This is a genomic window from Bordetella sp. MIP270_01_BMS (genome assembly GCF_054958705.1).
On the sequence record NZ_CM143297.1, the window covers coordinates 1,349,281 to 1,364,066 of the forward strand.

A 14,786-nucleotide genomic window follows, 5' to 3' on the forward strand; every position below is an offset into this window, starting at 1 on the left:
AGTTATGAATCGTCTGTATCGAGTGCTTGTTAAGGTGTGTCTTGCATGGATTGCCGGGGCGCTGGTAGCCCCGGTCGCCTTTGCCCAGACCAATTGGCCTGAACGTCCTATCAGGTTGATTGTTCCCTTTGCTCCGGGCGGCGGTGTCGACCAGACGGCGCGCGAACTGGCCCATCGGCTCAGCGAGCGATTCGGCCAACCCGTCGTGGTGGAGAACCGGCCGGGCGCCGGAGGGGCGCTTGGTGTGCGTACGCTTATCTCGTCGCCTGCTGATGGCTACACCTTTGTGTTGGCCACCGCCGGAGAGGTCGCCATTACCCCGACACTCAATCCTCAGATTGGCTACGACCCGCTGAAGGATCTGGCGCCGGTCGCCATCGTGGTGCGGGCGCCCAATGTCATGGTTGTGCATCCAGAGGTACCGGCAAAGAATGTGTCGGAACTGATAGCCTACGCGCGCACCAAGCCCAAAATGCTGTCGTACGCTACGAGCGGCATCGGCACGGCTCAGCATCTTGCCGGCGAACTGTTCAACAGCATGACCGGCGCGCAGATCGAGCATATCCCGTACAAAGGGTCTTCCCAGCAGGTGCTGGATGTCATATCCAAGCGGGTCGCCATCACCTACGCCAGCCCCGCCGCCGTCAAGCCGTTTATGGAGAAGGGCCAGTTGATCGCCCTGGGCGTTACCCCGCCGAACCGCATCACCACTTTGCCTGATGTTCCCGCTATCGGAGAAACCGTCAAGGAATACCAACTGGAAAGTTGGTTTGCCCTATTCGCGCCAGCCGGAACCGATTCGACAATCGTCGATGCACTCAATAAGGCGACTGTGCAAATCGTGCGCGAGCCGGACTTTACGGCCATGTTGCGAAACAAGGTCGGCGAACCCAGCTATGAAAGCCCAACGGAGTTTGCATCCTTCTTGAAGGCAGAGGTCAATAAATTTGCCAAGCTCATTAAAGACGCTGATATCAAACTCCAGGAGTAATGCATGGAGACCGATATTGCAAGAGCCGCGGGCGACGCCATCGATCTGCGCAGTGACACCGTTACGACGCCGACTCCAGAAATGTACGAGGCCATCGCCCGGGCGAGGCTCGGCGACGACGGGCTGGATGGCGATCCCACGGCGCGCGAACTGGAAGAGGTGACTGCTCGGCTTCTAGGAAAGCAGGCCGGCGTCTACTTTCCCAGTGCGACGATGGCAAACCTGGCAGCCATCATGGCACAGGCAGGGCGCCAGGAAATTGTGCTGGCGCAGGAAGACTCGCACATCTACTGCGCCGAGCGGGGTGGGGCTGGGCTTTCGGGGGCCTTCTATGTACCGTTGCCAGGCCCCGACGGGACAATAGACACCGGCCGGTTACACGAGGCCCTGACAGCCAATCGAAGCAAGCTGCGCACCGCTGTCGTCTGCCTGGAAAATTCCCACAATAGCGCCGGCGGCGCGGTGTTGCCGCTGGCTTATATGGAACAAGTTTTCAGCATGACCCGCCAGGCCGGGGCTTCCGTGCACCTGGATGGCGCCAGGTTGTTCAATGCCGCGGCCTACCTGCAAGTGCCGGCTAAGGCGATCGCCGATCATTGCGATACCGTAGCGGTCTGCCTGTCGAAGGGCCTGAGCGCGCCGATGGGAGCCGTTCTTGTGGGGGACAGTGCCACGCTGGCCTCGGCCAGAGCACTGCGACGTGCGCTGGGCGGCAATCAGCGGCAAGTCGGCATTGCCGCCGCCGCCGGCCTAGCCGCCATCCAGGTCATGGCCCCACGGCTAAGCGAAGATCATGCAACGGCCGCATGTTTAAGTGTTGGGCTGCGGAACATTCCAGCACTTCGGGTCAGTGTGCCGCAAACGAATATCGTCCTGGTGGACATTGCCCAGACTGGCCGAACCGCTCCGGAATGGGTATCACTGCTGCACGAGCGCGGGGTATTAGTGCGGCCTTGGGGAACATCTTCCTTGCGGTGTGTCACGCATCGGCACATCGGGCTTGCGGACGTCGAGCAAGCAGTGAAAGTTTTTGATCAGCTAGCCATAAGATAATGGTCTCGCGCAAGATTGATCTGTGCCGCATGCTCTGCCCGAGTCTGGCCCCTAGTCACCACGCAGGCTGCTCCTTCGCCGGCTATTGATCCGAGAACTTGTACCCCGCGCGACCGACTCAGGTAGGCAAAGACAACCTTGGGTTACCCCGTATCTATCTGTCGAAAACCGTGAACACAGCGACGGCATTGGCTAAGGCTTTTGCCTGATCTTCCAGCGACGAGGAGGCGACAGCCGCTTCCTCGACCCGTACTGCGTTTTGCTGAGTCACCGGGTCCATCTGAGATTGATTTTTGGCGTGTCGCGGAGTATGTCCCCTTTGTGGCAACCAGCTAGGTTGAGCTGCCTGCGAGTCCCGGCATGACGCCGTCATAAACCACCACGCGCTTGATGTGAGGGCCCATGAACTCCTTCATCGCCATATGCGCCGGGCAGACTTGGTAGACATCATGAGCCGCCGAGTCGGTGAACGCCGAGCTGGTAGCATGGGTGTAGCCTTGCGAACGCGAGGCCACATTCTCACCAAAGTGGTAAAGAAGCAACCCATCGCATTCGCGCTTCATGCGCTCGACGTAGTCATTCACCGTTCGGAAAAATTCGTCATCGACGCGGTCGTCGAATTCCATCATCACAATATGCAAGAACATCGGATTCTCTGCACTATCAAAGCTACATGTGGGCCAACAGGCCACCGTCGATCGCGAGCAGATGACCGTTGACGAACTTGCCGGCCTGCGAAGCCAGATACACCACCGCGGGCGCGATGTCTTCAGGATCGGCCCAACGGCCCAGGGGCACCTGATTCTGCAGGAAGGCGTTGAACTGCTCACGTTCTTGCAGGGCCGTCGTGAAACCGGTGCGCACAAACCCCGGCGCCAATGCGTTGCAGGTGACTCCCTGGCTGCCGTATTCCACTGCCAACGCGCGCGTAAAGGACGCCAACGCCCCTTTGGCTGCAGAGTACGCCGCAATACCTGGCATACTGACCAAGGCTGCCACCGAAGAAGTGATGATGATGCGGCCCTCGCCTCGGCTGAGCATGCCCGGCAGCACGGCGCGCGTGCAGTTGAAGGCCCCGTTGACGTGCACGTTCAAGATCGATTGCCAGACCTCTGGAGACTGCTCGACCACAGCCGCCCGATTCTGATTGCCCGCATTGCTGACCAGCACATCCGGACTCCAACCCTCGGCCGACAGCGTTGCCACCGCATCGGCGACGGCCGCGGCATTGGACACGTCGAACACGGCTGCGCGGGCGTCGATGCGCTGCGCCCGGAGGGCATCCACCGCCTGGTCGCAGGCGGCATCGCGCACGTCATTGACGACTACCCGGGCCCCCGCCTTGCCCACCGTGGCAGCCATGCATAGTCCCAATCCGGATGCACCGCCGGTGATCAAAACGGTTCTCCCTTGCAGACCGAACATCGTGTTCATGAATTGCAGGTCCATTGACCCCTCCCCAAGTTCTGTGACTGCGCTCAGCGTAGCGTCTGTACGCCCGCGCAGATGTTCATGCACTGTCCAGTAATGCTGCGCCCGGTAAGCGACGCCAGAAACAGCGCCGTCCGGGCAATGTCATCCATGGGCACGGTCCTATGCAGGGAAACGTGCTGCAATACCTCGGCACGCATATCCGCCTCGGGAATGCCGCGCAGTTTCGCCTTGGCTGCGACCACCTGATTCACGCGTTCGCTTTCGACGATACCCGGTAGAATCGCGTTGACGGTGATGTCGTCGTCTCCCAACTCGATGGCCAGACTTTCCGTGAGACCGACTACCGCCCACTTTGAGGCCGCGTAGGGCGTGCGCATACGGTAGCCCATCCGTCCGCCCACGGAACTGAGGTTGATAATGGTGGCCCGGTCGGATTCGCGCAGTGGCGCGACCGCTCGCCGCACGCACAGGAACTGGCCCCGCACGTTCACCTCCATGGTGCGATCCCAATCGGCAACGCTGATATCGGCGATTTCGGCGGTGGGGCCTGCGATTCCGGCGTTATTGACCAACACGTCCAGCCCCCCTAGTTCGTCCAACGCCTGCGCAAACCAGGCATCGACGTCGGCCTCGGACGACACATCGGCCCGGAATGTGCCTAGCCCCGGCAGGCTGTCGCCTGCGCGCGTAAGTGCCTCAGGCGACACATCGCACACATGCACCCGGGCACCGTGCTCGTGGAACGCTCGGGCGATGGCCAGGCCGATGCCGGCCGCGCCGGCCGTCACCATGACCCGGCAGCCCGAGAAGCTGTCGTGACTACTCATCAGGGGCGTCTGATTCGTTGATGACACGCGTTACTCCATGATCCAGCGGTACGGCGCGAGCACTAGTTGGGGGAACAGAACCAACAGCAGCAAGGTCACGCATTGAGCCAGCAAGAAGGGCCAGACGCCCTTGATGAGATCGACCATTCGCACCCCGGTTACGCCAGCCACCACGTTAAGCACCGCGCCCACCGGAGGTGTGACCAGGCCAATGGCGCAAGCCAACATGAAGACCACACCGAAATAGACCGGATCGATGCCAGCGGCAATGACCGATGGCAGCAAGACGGGAATCAGGATCAGCACAATGGGGATCATGTCCATTGCCATGCCAATCACGATCACCAGACCGATGATCACCAGCATCAACAGAGTCGGGCTGTCGCCGAACGGACTCACAATTTCGGTAACCTGCGCGGGAAGGCCGGCGATAGTAATCATCCATCCGGATACCAATGCTCCCGCCACGAGGAACATGACCATTGCCGTCATTTTCGCCGATGTCAAAAACACTTGGTACAGCTGAGGCATAGACAACTCGCGATAGACGCAGGTGGCGACAAAGATGGCGTATACCGCAGCCACCACGCCCGCTTCTGTTGGCGTAAAGATGCCAAACCGCAGACCGACAACAATAATCACGGGCAACAACAAGGCCCAGAAACTTTTCGCCAACGTTTTCAGCAGCACGCCGCTTTCGACCCTGGGCAAAGGCTGTAAATCTTCTTTGCGCGAGAGCAGCCACCACGCCACACCCAAGGACAAACCCATCATGATGCCCGGCACAATGCCGGCCATGAACAGCCCCGTGATACTGATATTCCCCGTGACACCGATCAGCACCAGACCAATCGACGGTGGAATAACCAAGGCAATAATGCCCGAAGAGGCCACTAGCCCGCTCGATCGTGCGCGGCTATGCCCCGCTTTCATCATCATGGGAACGAGCAAGGCAGAGAGCGCGGCGGCGTCAGCCGCGGCCGAACCGGACAAGCTGGCCAAAATACACGCAGCGAGAATGGTGACGTAGCCCAGGCCACCCTTGATATGACCCACCAAGGTCAGTGCGAGATCCACGATACGGGCAGATAGCCCTCCGGCGTTCATCACCGCGCCGGCCAACATGAAGAATGGCACGGCCATCAAGGGAAAACTGTCGGCGCCATTCAAAAGATTCTGCGCAACGATCTGTGCATCGAAGAAATCCAGGTGGTACATCAGGGCGACGCCCGTCAGTATGAGCGCGTAGGCGACCGGCAAGCCAATCGCCAGCCCGCCGAGAAGCACTGCGACAAATATGGCCAGCGTCATTATTCGACTCCTGCCTCATGAGGCGAGATGAGTTTCTGCAACTCGGCTGCCGGAAGGGTGCACAGTTGATAGAGCTGGTACAGCAAGATGCCACCCGTGGACGCCGCGAAGACAACGCCCACTCCAAAGAACCATCCTTGTGACAGACCACTGGCTGGTGCGCTGGCACCCAAGTTTAGCGATGTCTGTTCGATACTTCCGATCAGGATCAGCCAAGTGGCGTATAACATGAGCAGATTGGCCACGATCAGGCAGATGCGGCGTAAAGTCGGTGCCATCGCCTGCAATACCACATCCACACCCAAGTGCGAGCGCTCTTGCTGCACCAGAATGGCGCCGAGGAACGTGAGCCAAACAAAGCACCAGCGCGACAGCTCTTCAGAAACGGGGATACCCGTGTTGAACACGAAGCGCATGACCACGTTGGCAAACACCATCACGACCATCGCGGCCAGGCACAACACGATGATGGCTTTCAATAGTTTGTAGTAGGCGTGCACGATTCTCGACATCGTCGACGTCCCTTTCATTGAGAGCGCAGGCGGCTCACTCAGGCCGCCTGCCGGTGTTGCGGCTTACTGACGAGCCTGCTTAATGGAATCTTGAGCGCGATTCACCAGATCGGCACCCAGCTCTGCCTTATATTTCTCGGTCACAGCCGCCGTTGCCTTTATCAAACGCTCTTTCTCGGCGGGCTCCAGTTTATTGACTGCCAAGCCTGCGGCACCCAGCTCACCAACCACCTTCTTTTCCATCTCGCGGCTGATCTGGCGGTGATAGATCACGGCTTCATCGCACGCCTGCTGGATGAGGGCCTGCTCATCCTTGCTCAGGCGATCCCAAAAGCGCTTGCTGGCCATGACCACGGCAGGCAGGAAGACATGGTTGGTTTCGGTCATGTATTTCTGGATATCCTGATAGCCGCTGCTCTTGGTCACCAAATAGCTGCTTTCCTGACCATCGATCGCTTTGCTTTCCAGCGCCGTGTATGTCTCGGGATACGGCAGCGGCAACGGGTTGGCACCCAGCGCCTTGAACGTATCGATGTAGATGCGGTTTTGCAGCACACGCAGCTTCAAACCTTGAAAGTCTTCGAGCTTCTGAATGGGATGCTTGCTGTTCGAGACCTGACGAAAACCGAAGTCCCAGTAACACAATCCCACCAGGTTCTTATCGGCAAATTTCTTGAGCAGCTCTTTACCGACTGGTCCATCGACCACGGCGTCGGCGTCGGCCACCGAGTTGAACATGAAGGGAAGGTCGAAAATCCCCAGCTCTTTCACGTTGTTGGCCGCGCCGGCCGTCGACACGACGGTCAGTTCGATGATGCCGCCCTGGGCAGAAGACATCGCCTGCAGTTCGTTACCCAGCTGTGCGTCGGGATAGCCGGTGATCTTGATCTTGCCGTTGGACTTCTGGTCGACCAACTCGATGAACTTATCGGTCGCCATGCCAACCGGGTTGGTCTTGCTGACTGGATAGCTGAACTTGGCGCGACGCTCTTGAATATCTGCGGCCGAAGCTTGCATGGACATCCCAGCGAGCAGTCCGACGGCCAACGCTGCTGCAACACCCTTATATTTGAATTTCATTTTGTCTCTCCTGTGGATTACTTCAATGGTCTATTGTTTGCTCACTTCAGTTCCTGTCCGGCCAGCTCGCCTTCCAGAAACTTGTTCGGCTTGAGAAAGAACGACAACACCAGCGCCCCATTTGGCGAGCGTGCAATGTGGCGATTTCCTTTCGGCCGCCATACATAATTGCCTTCACGGACTTCGCCTTCATCGTCGACGATGCTGCCGCTCAGCACATAGGTTTGCTCGATTTCGACGTGCTCGTGCAAGGGCAGTGCGGTGCCGGGTGCCCAGCGGAACAGCGCGGTCAGCAAACCGGTTTCCGGCACGTCGAGCAAGATTTTCATGTCGATGCCCGGTGTCGGGGTGGGCTTCCACGGCAGGTCGTCGACATTCACGTAACGCGATGCGAAGTCGCCGGTGGCATAAGGCTTCAAGCTTTCAGGAATACTCATTATTTCTCCTTCATGCGGGCGTGCACGGCACCGCCCTGGGTCAAGCGACGATCTCGTTCGTCAAGGTGCCGATGTTTTCGATGGTTGCCGACACCACATCGCCAGCTTCCAAGCACCGCGGCGGGCTCAACGCAAAACCCACCCCCTTCGGCGTGCCCGTGGCGATCACATCGCCAGGTTGCAGGGTCAGGCCTGCCGAGAGCTGCTCAATGATCGCGGCCACATCAAAAATCATGTCCGACGTGTTGTCACGCTGGCGCTCTTCGCCATTGACCGTGAGCGACACGGTCAAATTATTGGGATCGGCGATCGCGGATCGATGCACCACGACGGGTCCCATCGGGCAGCTGGTGTCCAGGCTTTTTCCTTTGAACCACTGGCCATGACGCGCCTGCAGATCGCGGGCGGTGATGTCGTTGACAATGGTGAAGCCAAAGACGTGCTCCATCGCTTTGTCGCGGGTGATATCTGCGCCTGCTCGACCGATCACAACTGCCAGTTCCACCTCATAATCAAGGCTATTGGTCAGCTGCGTATGGCGTTTCACCTTGCCGCCGTGGCCGATGACGGCTGTGGGCGCCTTGGTGAAGAACTCAATGGCCTCGGGAAACAGGTCGGCTGGTCGGCCGCGTGCAAGATTGCCTTCAATGATGTGCTCACGATAGTTGCGCCCCACGCAGAACACGTTGCGTTTCATGGCGATGGGCGGCAGAAGCTGCAGCGAATCCAGCGTCGGTAGCGCGTCCACCTTCACCGACTCGTGCAGACGGGCAGAAATGATCCGGTCGACGACAGCATCACCCAACGCGATCAGCTCACCAACACTATTGACCGGCCCAGGCAGATCAAGGTCGGTGCGCGCCGCCAGCGCGGCGCTCAGATCCAGAACACGGTCGCGATCCAGCAACAAACCGAGGCGGGACTGCTGCTGCACGGAGAATGTCAGAAATTTCATTTCAGGCTCGATTCGGTATGGTTGGAAAGGGCGAAGCCTGGCTTGGACTCAGGCGCTGTCCACCGGCTTCGTGGACTTTATAAAGGTGTCGCAAAGCGTGCGAACATGGGCTTTGGCCAGCTTTTCTGCCAGCTCGGCATCCCGACGTTCGATGGCCTCGATGATGGCCAGGTGCTCGCGCAACGACGCATCGAATCGATGCAACCGCTTGATGGTTTGACGGCGATACGTAGTTTGACGGTGCCCGAATGCTGCCCATACGCGTTCGAGCAATCGATTGTTGGCTAACGCAATGATCTGCTTATGGAAAGCGACGTTGGCCTGTCCATAAGACGATGCAGGAAACTCCCCCTCTTCCAGACCAATAAACGGGGTGAACAAAGCGCGGAGCCGTTCAACGTCGCGCTGCGACGCGTTCAACGCCGCCTCGCGCGTGGCAAAACCCTCAAGCTGCTCACGCAATTGCAACCACTCAAGGTATTCATCGTCCGTCACGGGCGACAACAGGGCGCCACGGCCCGGGCGCAGGTGAACCATGCCGGTGCTCTCGAGCCGGATCAGTGCCTCGCGAACTGGGGTACGACTGACGCCAAGCTGCTGAGCGAGGTCTTCCTCACGCACCCGCACAGGCTCGGTGATGTCCTTCATCATGTCCCGCAGCAGCGCGCTGACATCCTCGTACACGGACTGCCCGCCGGGCTTTTTTTGTATGCCATTCATCGTTTTGTATGCAATCCAGGTGAGTCGCACGCAATATAGGTCCGTCGCATGCACGGCGCTATTGGGGTTTTCACCAAAGTACCGGACCATAGTGCCGGCGGATCGGAGCAGCCAGGCGTAGTCCCCCCGCGGCACCCAACAAGGCGACGAGGGGGCAATCACCGGCCCCGGGCCCCAATATTTGTAATAATATATGTACTTTATTATCAAAAAGCAGCGCTGAGCGCCAGCGGCCCTCGCGCTCAGGAGGAAAGCGATGTATCCCATTGGCACTGCCCTTCTCGGCGTATGCTTTCCACCTGGAGTAGACGTATCGTTTGGGGACGCAACACGGCGCGCTGGTCGCGGCGCACGGCAGACCCAATCGGCTCGTGCAGCGCGACGTACGCCGTGCCGCACTCAGCAGGCCTGTTGCACACCGCGGTGCGTGCGCAAGTCGCGATACCACGCCGACGACCGCCGCGCCTGGCTTTTGTTCAGTGGCTCTGACATCGAATGCGGAGCCGCGGTCTTATTCAGGGGAGCCGCCGAATGAAACTTGTCATCCAGATCCCCTGCTTCAATGAAGCCCAGACGCTGGCCATCGCGCTTGCGGCGCTGCCGCGCACCGTGCCGGGCTTCGATTGCGTGGAATGGCTGATCATCGACGATGGCAGCCAGGACGACACAGTGGACGTGGCTAAGGCGCACGGGGTTGATCACGTCGTCAGGCATCTGGGCAACAAGGGCCTGGCGCGGGCATTCATGACCGGCCTCGAGGCGAGCCTGCGCCTGGGCGCGGACGTGATCGTGAATACGGACGCCGACAATCAGTACAACGCCGACGATATCCCGGCACTGGTGCGCCCGATCCTGCAGCAGCGGGCCGAGATTGTGGTGGGCGCCCGGCCCATAGAGGCCATAGAGCATTTCTCACCCATCAAGAAGCTGCTTCAACGATTGGGAAGCTGGGTGGTTCGTGTGGCCAGCAAGACCGATATCCCGGATGCTCCAAGCGGATTCAGGGCGATGACACGAGCGGCCGCGCAACGGCTGGTCGTGTTCAGCGATTACACCTACACACTGGAAACCATCATCCAGGCCGGCCAGAAGAACATGGCCATTGTGTCGGTGCCAATACGGGTGAATGGCGAATTGCGCCCATCGAGGCTGGTGAAAAGCATTCCTTCGTATGTGAAGCGCAGCATCGTCACCATTATTCGGATATTCGTCATCTATCGGCCGTTCCGGTTCTTCGGGACCATAGGCTCGGTGCTTTTTCTTGCCGGCTTCCTGATCGGCGTGCGCTTTCTGTGGAACTATCTGCAGGGCAACGGCGCGGGGCACATTCAATCCCTCATACTGGCCTCGGTGCTGCTGGGCATGGGTTTTCAGACTCTGCTCGTGGCGTTTGTCGCCGATCTGCTGGCGGCAAACCGCAAGCTTCTGGAAGACATACGCTTCAGGGCCACGGCCTCGGCGCCTCAGGAAAGGCGCGGCCACACCGAATTCGAAACAGCGGCCTCGACGACGGCGCCCGCCCGACATGAGAGAACGGCCTGATGAGTATCAAGATTGCTGGCGGAGCTGAAGAAGGCGGAGTCGTCATCGGCAACACCTATGACAAATACGGCTCGCGCAACCCGATCGTCAAATGGATGATGAAGGGGTTCCACACCGCGCTTGGCGACTTCGTGAATGTGGCAGCCCCGGGCTCGATTCATGAAATCGGTTGTGGCGAAGGTTATTGGGTATTGCGGTGGAACGAACAAGGCCTGTCCGCACGAGGGTGCGATTTTTCGCACGAGGTGGTAGATATCGCGCGGGAGAACGCATCACAGCGCGGGTTGCCGGCCGCCTTGTTCGAGGCTCGCAGCATCTATGAGCTGGACGCGGTCCAAGACAGCGCAGACCTGATCGTGTGCTGCGAGGTGCTGGAACATCTCGAGGACCCCGAGGCCGGTCTTCAGGCATTGCAACGCGTGGTCGGGCGCCATCTCATCGTCAGTGTTCCGCGCGAACCGCTGTGGTGCGCCCTGAACATGGCACGCGGCAAATACCTTACCCGCTGGGGCAATACGCCCGGACACATCCAGCACTGGTCCAGGCATGGCTTCGTGCGCATGGTGTCCAGATACTTCGAGGTCGTCGAAACGAGAAGTCCCCTGCCGTGGACCATGCTGCTCTGCCGTCCGTATCGATGAAAATGTCCCCGGCACAACGGCGTGCGCTGCATTGGGCGGGAAGCGGTCTGGCCCTCGCAGCCATCTGGTTCGTGGGAGCGCGGCTGCACGATTACTGGCTTGATCTCGATCTGTCGAAATTGACCCCGATGGCCTGGGGTATCATCGCCGCGCTGTCGGTGGCGTATGGCGCGGCAAATTGGCTGCTTGCCATCGCATGGTGGCATTTGCTGCGCCGCCTCCGCGTTTCGATTCCACGCCCCTTGGCCGTCAGGGTTTACGGACTATCGCAACTGGCCAAGTACGTGCCAGGCAATATTTTTCAGCTTGCCGGCAGACAGGCTCTAGGCATGGCCCAGGGCATGGCAGCCGGAGCGCTGGCCAAGTCAATGGTTTGGGAACTGGGCTTGCTCGCCATGGCGGGGGCACAGTTCAGCTGGCTGATAGTGCCGCTGCTGGCGCCCGCCCTGCCCCAGGCCGGTGCCGTATTCATACTGTTGGCGTCGGTCGCACTGTCCGGAGTGGTACTGCGAGCGGTGGCCGGCCGTGACGCTGCCTGGGCGTTCCTTTTGCAGACGCTTTTCCTGGTGAGCTCCGGGGCGGTTTTCATCGTGCTGCTGGCGATGATCACGGGCGGCAACGGATTGACAGCCGGAGATTGGCTGACCATAGGAGGCGTCTACATCGCCGCCTGGCTGGTGGGGCTGGTGACGCCCGGTGCGCCGGCGGGTGTCGGGGTTCGTGAAATGGTCGTGTTGCTATTGCTTGAGGGCATGGTGGGCGGCTCGGAGCTTTTGATGGCCGTGCTGCTGGGCCGACTCGTCACCGTCGTGGGCGACTTCCTGTTCTTCATGGCCGCATACGCCATCGCGTCCCCTTCCTGCGAAATCGAGAGTAAGTAACCATGGCAGCAAAGAGCGCTTGGAACACCAGGGAGCTGATCCTGGCATTCGCGGCGGTCTTCATCGTCCTGTACGTGAATGCCGCAGTGCCTTTCGTCATGTTGCCTACGTTGGGCCAGGCCGTATGGACTACAGGGTTTTCGCAGTCGCTGGCCAATGGCTCATTATTCGACTTCTACGCGCGTGATTTCGGAATCCCCAAGCCTGCAGCCATTGCATTCGGCCTGGCAGGCGCCTGGCCTGCCAGCCTGTTGATACGAATCGGACTGCAGCCTGCCGACGCCTATATCGGTATGGTGACGTTCTGGCTGGGCTTTTCCTTCGCCTGCGCTTACCTGATCCCCCGCCGGTTCGGCGGCACGCGGCCTGTGGCCCTGTTGGTGGCCGTGGTCTGGATGACCATGCCGGTTGTCTGGGCGCATGCCGGCTACAGCATGCTGTCGCTGGGCATCGCGTTGTTGCCTTTTTATTTCCTGGCTGCGCTCGGGCTATTCCTGATCGGGCGCGACAGCACCCGAATCCCGGCCACAGCGGTGGCCACCTACGCCGGGGCGGCCGTGGTCGCGGTGTTCATGGATGGCTATACCTTCATGATGTTTGCCATCGGCGCCAGTTGCCTATTGGCCTATGTGCTGTTGACACGGCCAGATATCAGGCCCGTGCTGGCCAGAATCGCAATACCGGCCCACGTGGGCAGCTTCGCGCTGGCCTACCTGCTTTTCAGTGCTTATATCGGCAAATCGAGCTTCGAGGCGCACCCGGTCGATTTCTTCCGGGGCTGGGGCCTGGACCTGGCCTTTTTTGCCATACCCACAAAAGGCATGCTCTGGCTGCCCGATATGCTGGGTTTCAGCCTGGAGCGCACGGGCGAGCGCTACTTCGGGGATGGCTCTGTATGGCAGACGACGTTTGCGCTTCCGCTGTGTATCTGCGGCCTGCTCGCCTGGCTGCGCCTCAGGCACCGGACGCGAATCTCCACCGGCATTCTGCTCATCGCGCTGTTTGGCTTCTATATGGCGCTGGGCCCATCGTTGAAGATCAACTCGACCAAGCCTGGCGCGGAGCAAGGGGCGAACGCACCACTTCGCCATGTCTCCACGATGGCCGCTGAATATGCCATCGCCCCGACGGGGAACGCGTGGATCTCGGCGAACCTGCCCGGCTTCAATGTGATGCGTGCCGCTTATCGCTGGTCTGCGCTCGGCATCTTTGCCCTGTGGCTGCTCATTGCAATCCGTATGGCGCAATCTGACGGGAAAAGCGCCCGGGTGTGGTCGGCCCTGCTGCTTGCAGTGATTTTGCTGAACTTGCCCCATCCGACGATAAACTGGCATCGCGGTATCGACAACCGAAGCATGTTTGAACAGATCGACCAGGTATTGGTGTCGCAACTCCGCCAGCATATCCGCCCGGCCGAAAGGGTGGCATTTCTACCGTGGGGCAATGACTTCATCGCCAACTATCTGGCGCCAAGAACCGGCTTTCGCACGTTCAATATAGGCGGTGACAAGAACCTTGCCGCCGCCCAGTTGGCGTGGCCGGCGGGCATGCACGGCCTGGGCGACAAGGTCGAGGCGTACAAGGCGCCTCAGGTTGCGAAGCTGCTGCTCGACGGCCACGCCGATGTGGTCGTTGTTCCGTATTTCGACATGTTGTGGTCGCCCCATTTGTGGCCCTGCGTCGATGAAACGACGGCCAGGATCACGGAGAGCTTCCGCAGAATTCCCGGCTTCGTGTGTCCCGCCGAACGCCAGGCCCAGCTTCGGCCCACCCTTGCCGCCTTGCGGGCTGTGCCCTTTTTAGATGTCGTGGAATCGCCGCTGTTTGCCACGGTCAGGCTGCGCGCCGACCTTTCCACCGAAGCGAGCCGTCGCGCCTTGCGCGACACCATCGTTGCCAGCAGCACGTACCCGATCTCCATCGGGCCCGATTTCGAGCAATCAGCCTATGTGCTGAGCGATGGATGGCATGAACTGGAGGCGGCACATGTCTGGTCCATGGAGACCGCCAGACTGACGCTGCCCATACCTGAAGACTGCAGCTCGGATTATTGCGAGGCGAAATTGACCTTCTTTGTGTTCGGCGCCAGCCCACAGCGTGAGGTCAGGGTGCATTTCGGCAGCGCGGAGCAGGAATGGAACTGGTCCCAGGAAATCGCAACCCGCTCTTCAGATGCCATGTCGATCAACGTGCCGCTCAGCGGAACCGGGCGCACGCGAACCGTTGAGATCGCCGTAAGCGGCGCCACGTCGCCCGAGCTGCTGACGGGCTCCGCCGATCGCCGCATTCTCGGGATTGCCCTGCAACGGGTCGAGCTGGATCGGGTCAGGCGGGCGGGCGGCGCGGCTTGGCCCGGATAAGGCCTGCCCTTACACTGGACTACCGGGTTTCTCGACAATCAG

The 14,786-nt window shown here is 60.0% G+C and carries 15 protein-coding genes; 6 read left to right on the forward strand and 9 right to left on the reverse strand.

Annotated features, from left to right (window positions below; all coding sequences use genetic code 11):
- The first annotated feature begins 4 nt into the window (after positions 1-4).
- Both ACV17W_RS06225 and ACV17W_RS06230 read left to right on the forward strand, forming a co-directional pair.
- Positions 5-991 (forward strand): Bug family tripartite tricarboxylate transporter substrate binding protein, encoded by a 987-nt coding sequence (locus ACV17W_RS06225; RefSeq protein WP_462595551.1) that lies wholly within the window; start codon positions 5-7, stop codon positions 989-991.
- A gap of 3 nt (positions 992-994) precedes the next feature.
- Entirely contained in the window at positions 995-2,044 is a 1,050-nt protein-coding gene (locus ACV17W_RS06230) for a threonine aldolase family protein (protein ID WP_462595552.1), read from the forward strand.
- A gap of 332 nt (positions 2,045-2,376) precedes the next feature.
- Here ACV17W_RS06230 and ACV17W_RS06235 read toward each other — a convergent pair whose 3' ends face one another.
- The 9 genes from ACV17W_RS06235 to ACV17W_RS06275 form a co-directional block, all read right to left on the reverse strand.
- Complete coding sequence (locus ACV17W_RS06235; RefSeq protein ID WP_462595553.1) at positions 2,377-2,691, reverse strand: Dabb family protein; 315 nt, start codon at positions 2,689-2,691, stop codon at positions 2,377-2,379.
- Between the two features lie 22 nt (positions 2,692-2,713).
- The gene (locus ACV17W_RS06240; RefSeq protein WP_462595554.1) at positions 2,714-3,493 is read right to left on the reverse strand and encodes an SDR family NAD(P)-dependent oxidoreductase; all 780 of its coding nucleotides are present in this window, start codon (positions 3,491-3,493) and stop codon (positions 2,714-2,716) included.
- 29 nt (positions 3,494-3,522) lie between these two features.
- On the reverse strand, positions 3,523-4,305 hold the full coding sequence (locus ACV17W_RS06245) for an SDR family oxidoreductase (RefSeq protein ID WP_462596486.1): 783 nt from the start codon (positions 4,303-4,305) through the stop codon (positions 3,523-3,525).
- 30 nt (positions 4,306-4,335) lie between these two features.
- A complete protein-coding gene (locus tag ACV17W_RS06250) occupies positions 4,336-5,616 on the reverse strand; it encodes a TRAP transporter large permease (protein WP_462595555.1) in 1,281 nt (426 codons plus the stop codon).
- Positions 5,616-6,128, reverse strand: coding sequence for a TRAP transporter small permease (locus ACV17W_RS06255; RefSeq protein ID WP_462595556.1), 513 nt, complete (start codon positions 6,126-6,128; stop codon positions 5,616-5,618). Before ACV17W_RS06255 ends, ACV17W_RS06250 begins: the two co-directional genes overlap by 1 nt.
- A 63-nt stretch (positions 6,129-6,191) precedes the next feature.
- On the reverse strand, positions 6,192-7,208 hold the full coding sequence (locus ACV17W_RS06260; RefSeq protein ID WP_462595557.1) for a TRAP transporter substrate-binding protein: 1,017 nt from the start codon (positions 7,206-7,208) through the stop codon (positions 6,192-6,194).
- A 41-nt stretch (positions 7,209-7,249) separates the two neighbouring features.
- Complete coding sequence (locus ACV17W_RS06265) at positions 7,250-7,645, reverse strand: cupin domain-containing protein (protein ID WP_462595558.1); 396 nt, start codon at positions 7,643-7,645, stop codon at positions 7,250-7,252.
- A gap of 40 nt (positions 7,646-7,685) precedes the next feature.
- Positions 7,686-8,600 carry a fumarylacetoacetate hydrolase family protein gene (locus ACV17W_RS06270; protein WP_462595559.1) on the reverse strand — a complete coding sequence of 305 codons (915 nt, stop codon included), beginning with the start codon at positions 8,598-8,600 and terminating at the stop codon, positions 7,686-7,688.
- A gap of 48 nt (positions 8,601-8,648) precedes the next feature.
- Entirely contained in the window at positions 8,649-9,320 is a 672-nt protein-coding gene (locus tag ACV17W_RS06275) for a GntR family transcriptional regulator (RefSeq protein WP_462595560.1), read from the reverse strand.
- 531 nt (positions 9,321-9,851) lie between these two features.
- On the opposite strand from ACV17W_RS06275, the gene ACV17W_RS06280 reads away from it, so the two are divergent.
- From ACV17W_RS06280 to ACV17W_RS06295, 4 genes are read left to right on the forward strand one after another with little or no spacing between them, the layout of a single operon-like run.
- On the forward strand, positions 9,852-10,862 hold the full coding sequence (locus tag ACV17W_RS06280) for a glycosyltransferase family 2 protein (protein ID WP_462595561.1): 1,011 nt from the start codon (positions 9,852-9,854) through the stop codon (positions 10,860-10,862).
- Positions 10,862-11,503, forward strand: coding sequence for a class I SAM-dependent methyltransferase (locus tag ACV17W_RS06285; protein WP_462595562.1), 642 nt, complete (start codon positions 10,862-10,864; stop codon positions 11,501-11,503). Before ACV17W_RS06280 ends, ACV17W_RS06285 begins: the two co-directional genes overlap by 1 nt.
- On the forward strand, positions 11,470-12,384 hold the full coding sequence (locus ACV17W_RS06290) for a hypothetical protein (protein ID WP_462595563.1): 915 nt from the start codon (positions 11,470-11,472) through the stop codon (positions 12,382-12,384). The genes ACV17W_RS06285 and ACV17W_RS06290 overlap by 34 nt, the downstream gene beginning before the upstream one ends.
- Positions 12,385-12,386: 2 nt before the next feature.
- Positions 12,387-14,744, forward strand: coding sequence for a hypothetical protein (locus ACV17W_RS06295; RefSeq protein ID WP_462595564.1), 2,358 nt, complete (start codon positions 12,387-12,389; stop codon positions 14,742-14,744).
- Positions 14,745-14,786: the final 42 nt, after the last annotated feature.

What these genes read in the sequence shown, in the direction of transcription:
- ACV17W_RS06225 (WP_462595551.1), top strand. Translation starts at nt 5, where the DNA reads ATGAATCGTCTGTATCGAGTGCTTGTTAAGGTGTGTCTTGCATGGATT.
- ACV17W_RS06230 (WP_462595552.1), top strand. Translation starts at nt 995, where the DNA reads ATGGAGACCGATATTGCAAGAGCCGCGGGCGACGCCATCGATCTGCGC.
- ACV17W_RS06235 (WP_462595553.1), bottom strand. Translation starts at nt 2,691, where the DNA reads ATGTTCTTGCATATTGTGATGATGGAATTCGACGACCGCGTCGATGAC.
- ACV17W_RS06240 (WP_462595554.1), bottom strand. Translation starts at nt 3,493, where the DNA reads ATGGACCTGCAATTCATGAACACGATGTTCGGTCTGCAAGGGAGAACC.
- ACV17W_RS06245 (WP_462596486.1), bottom strand. Translation starts at nt 4,305, where the DNA reads ATGAGTAGTCACGACAGCTTCTCGGGCTGCCGGGTCATGGTGACGGCC.
- ACV17W_RS06250 (WP_462595555.1), bottom strand. Translation starts at nt 5,616, where the DNA reads ATGACGCTGGCCATATTTGTCGCAGTGCTTCTCGGCGGGCTGGCGATT.
- ACV17W_RS06255 (WP_462595556.1), bottom strand. Translation starts at nt 6,128, where the DNA reads ATGTCGAGAATCGTGCACGCCTACTACAAACTATTGAAAGCCATCATC.
- ACV17W_RS06260 (WP_462595557.1), bottom strand. Translation starts at nt 7,208, where the DNA reads ATGAAATTCAAATATAAGGGTGTTGCAGCAGCGTTGGCCGTCGGACTG.
- ACV17W_RS06265 (WP_462595558.1), bottom strand. Translation starts at nt 7,645, where the DNA reads ATGAGTATTCCTGAAAGCTTGAAGCCTTATGCCACCGGCGACTTCGCA.
- ACV17W_RS06270 (WP_462595559.1), bottom strand. Translation starts at nt 8,600, where the DNA reads ATGAAATTTCTGACATTCTCCGTGCAGCAGCAGTCCCGCCTCGGTTTG.
- ACV17W_RS06275 (WP_462595560.1), bottom strand. Translation starts at nt 9,320, where the DNA reads ATGAATGGCATACAAAAAAAGCCCGGCGGGCAGTCCGTGTACGAGGAT.
- ACV17W_RS06280 (WP_462595561.1), top strand. Translation starts at nt 9,852, where the DNA reads ATGAAACTTGTCATCCAGATCCCCTGCTTCAATGAAGCCCAGACGCTG.
- ACV17W_RS06285 (WP_462595562.1), top strand. Translation starts at nt 10,862, where the DNA reads ATGAGTATCAAGATTGCTGGCGGAGCTGAAGAAGGCGGAGTCGTCATC.
- ACV17W_RS06295 (WP_462595564.1), top strand. Translation starts at nt 12,387, where the DNA reads ATGGCAGCAAAGAGCGCTTGGAACACCAGGGAGCTGATCCTGGCATTC.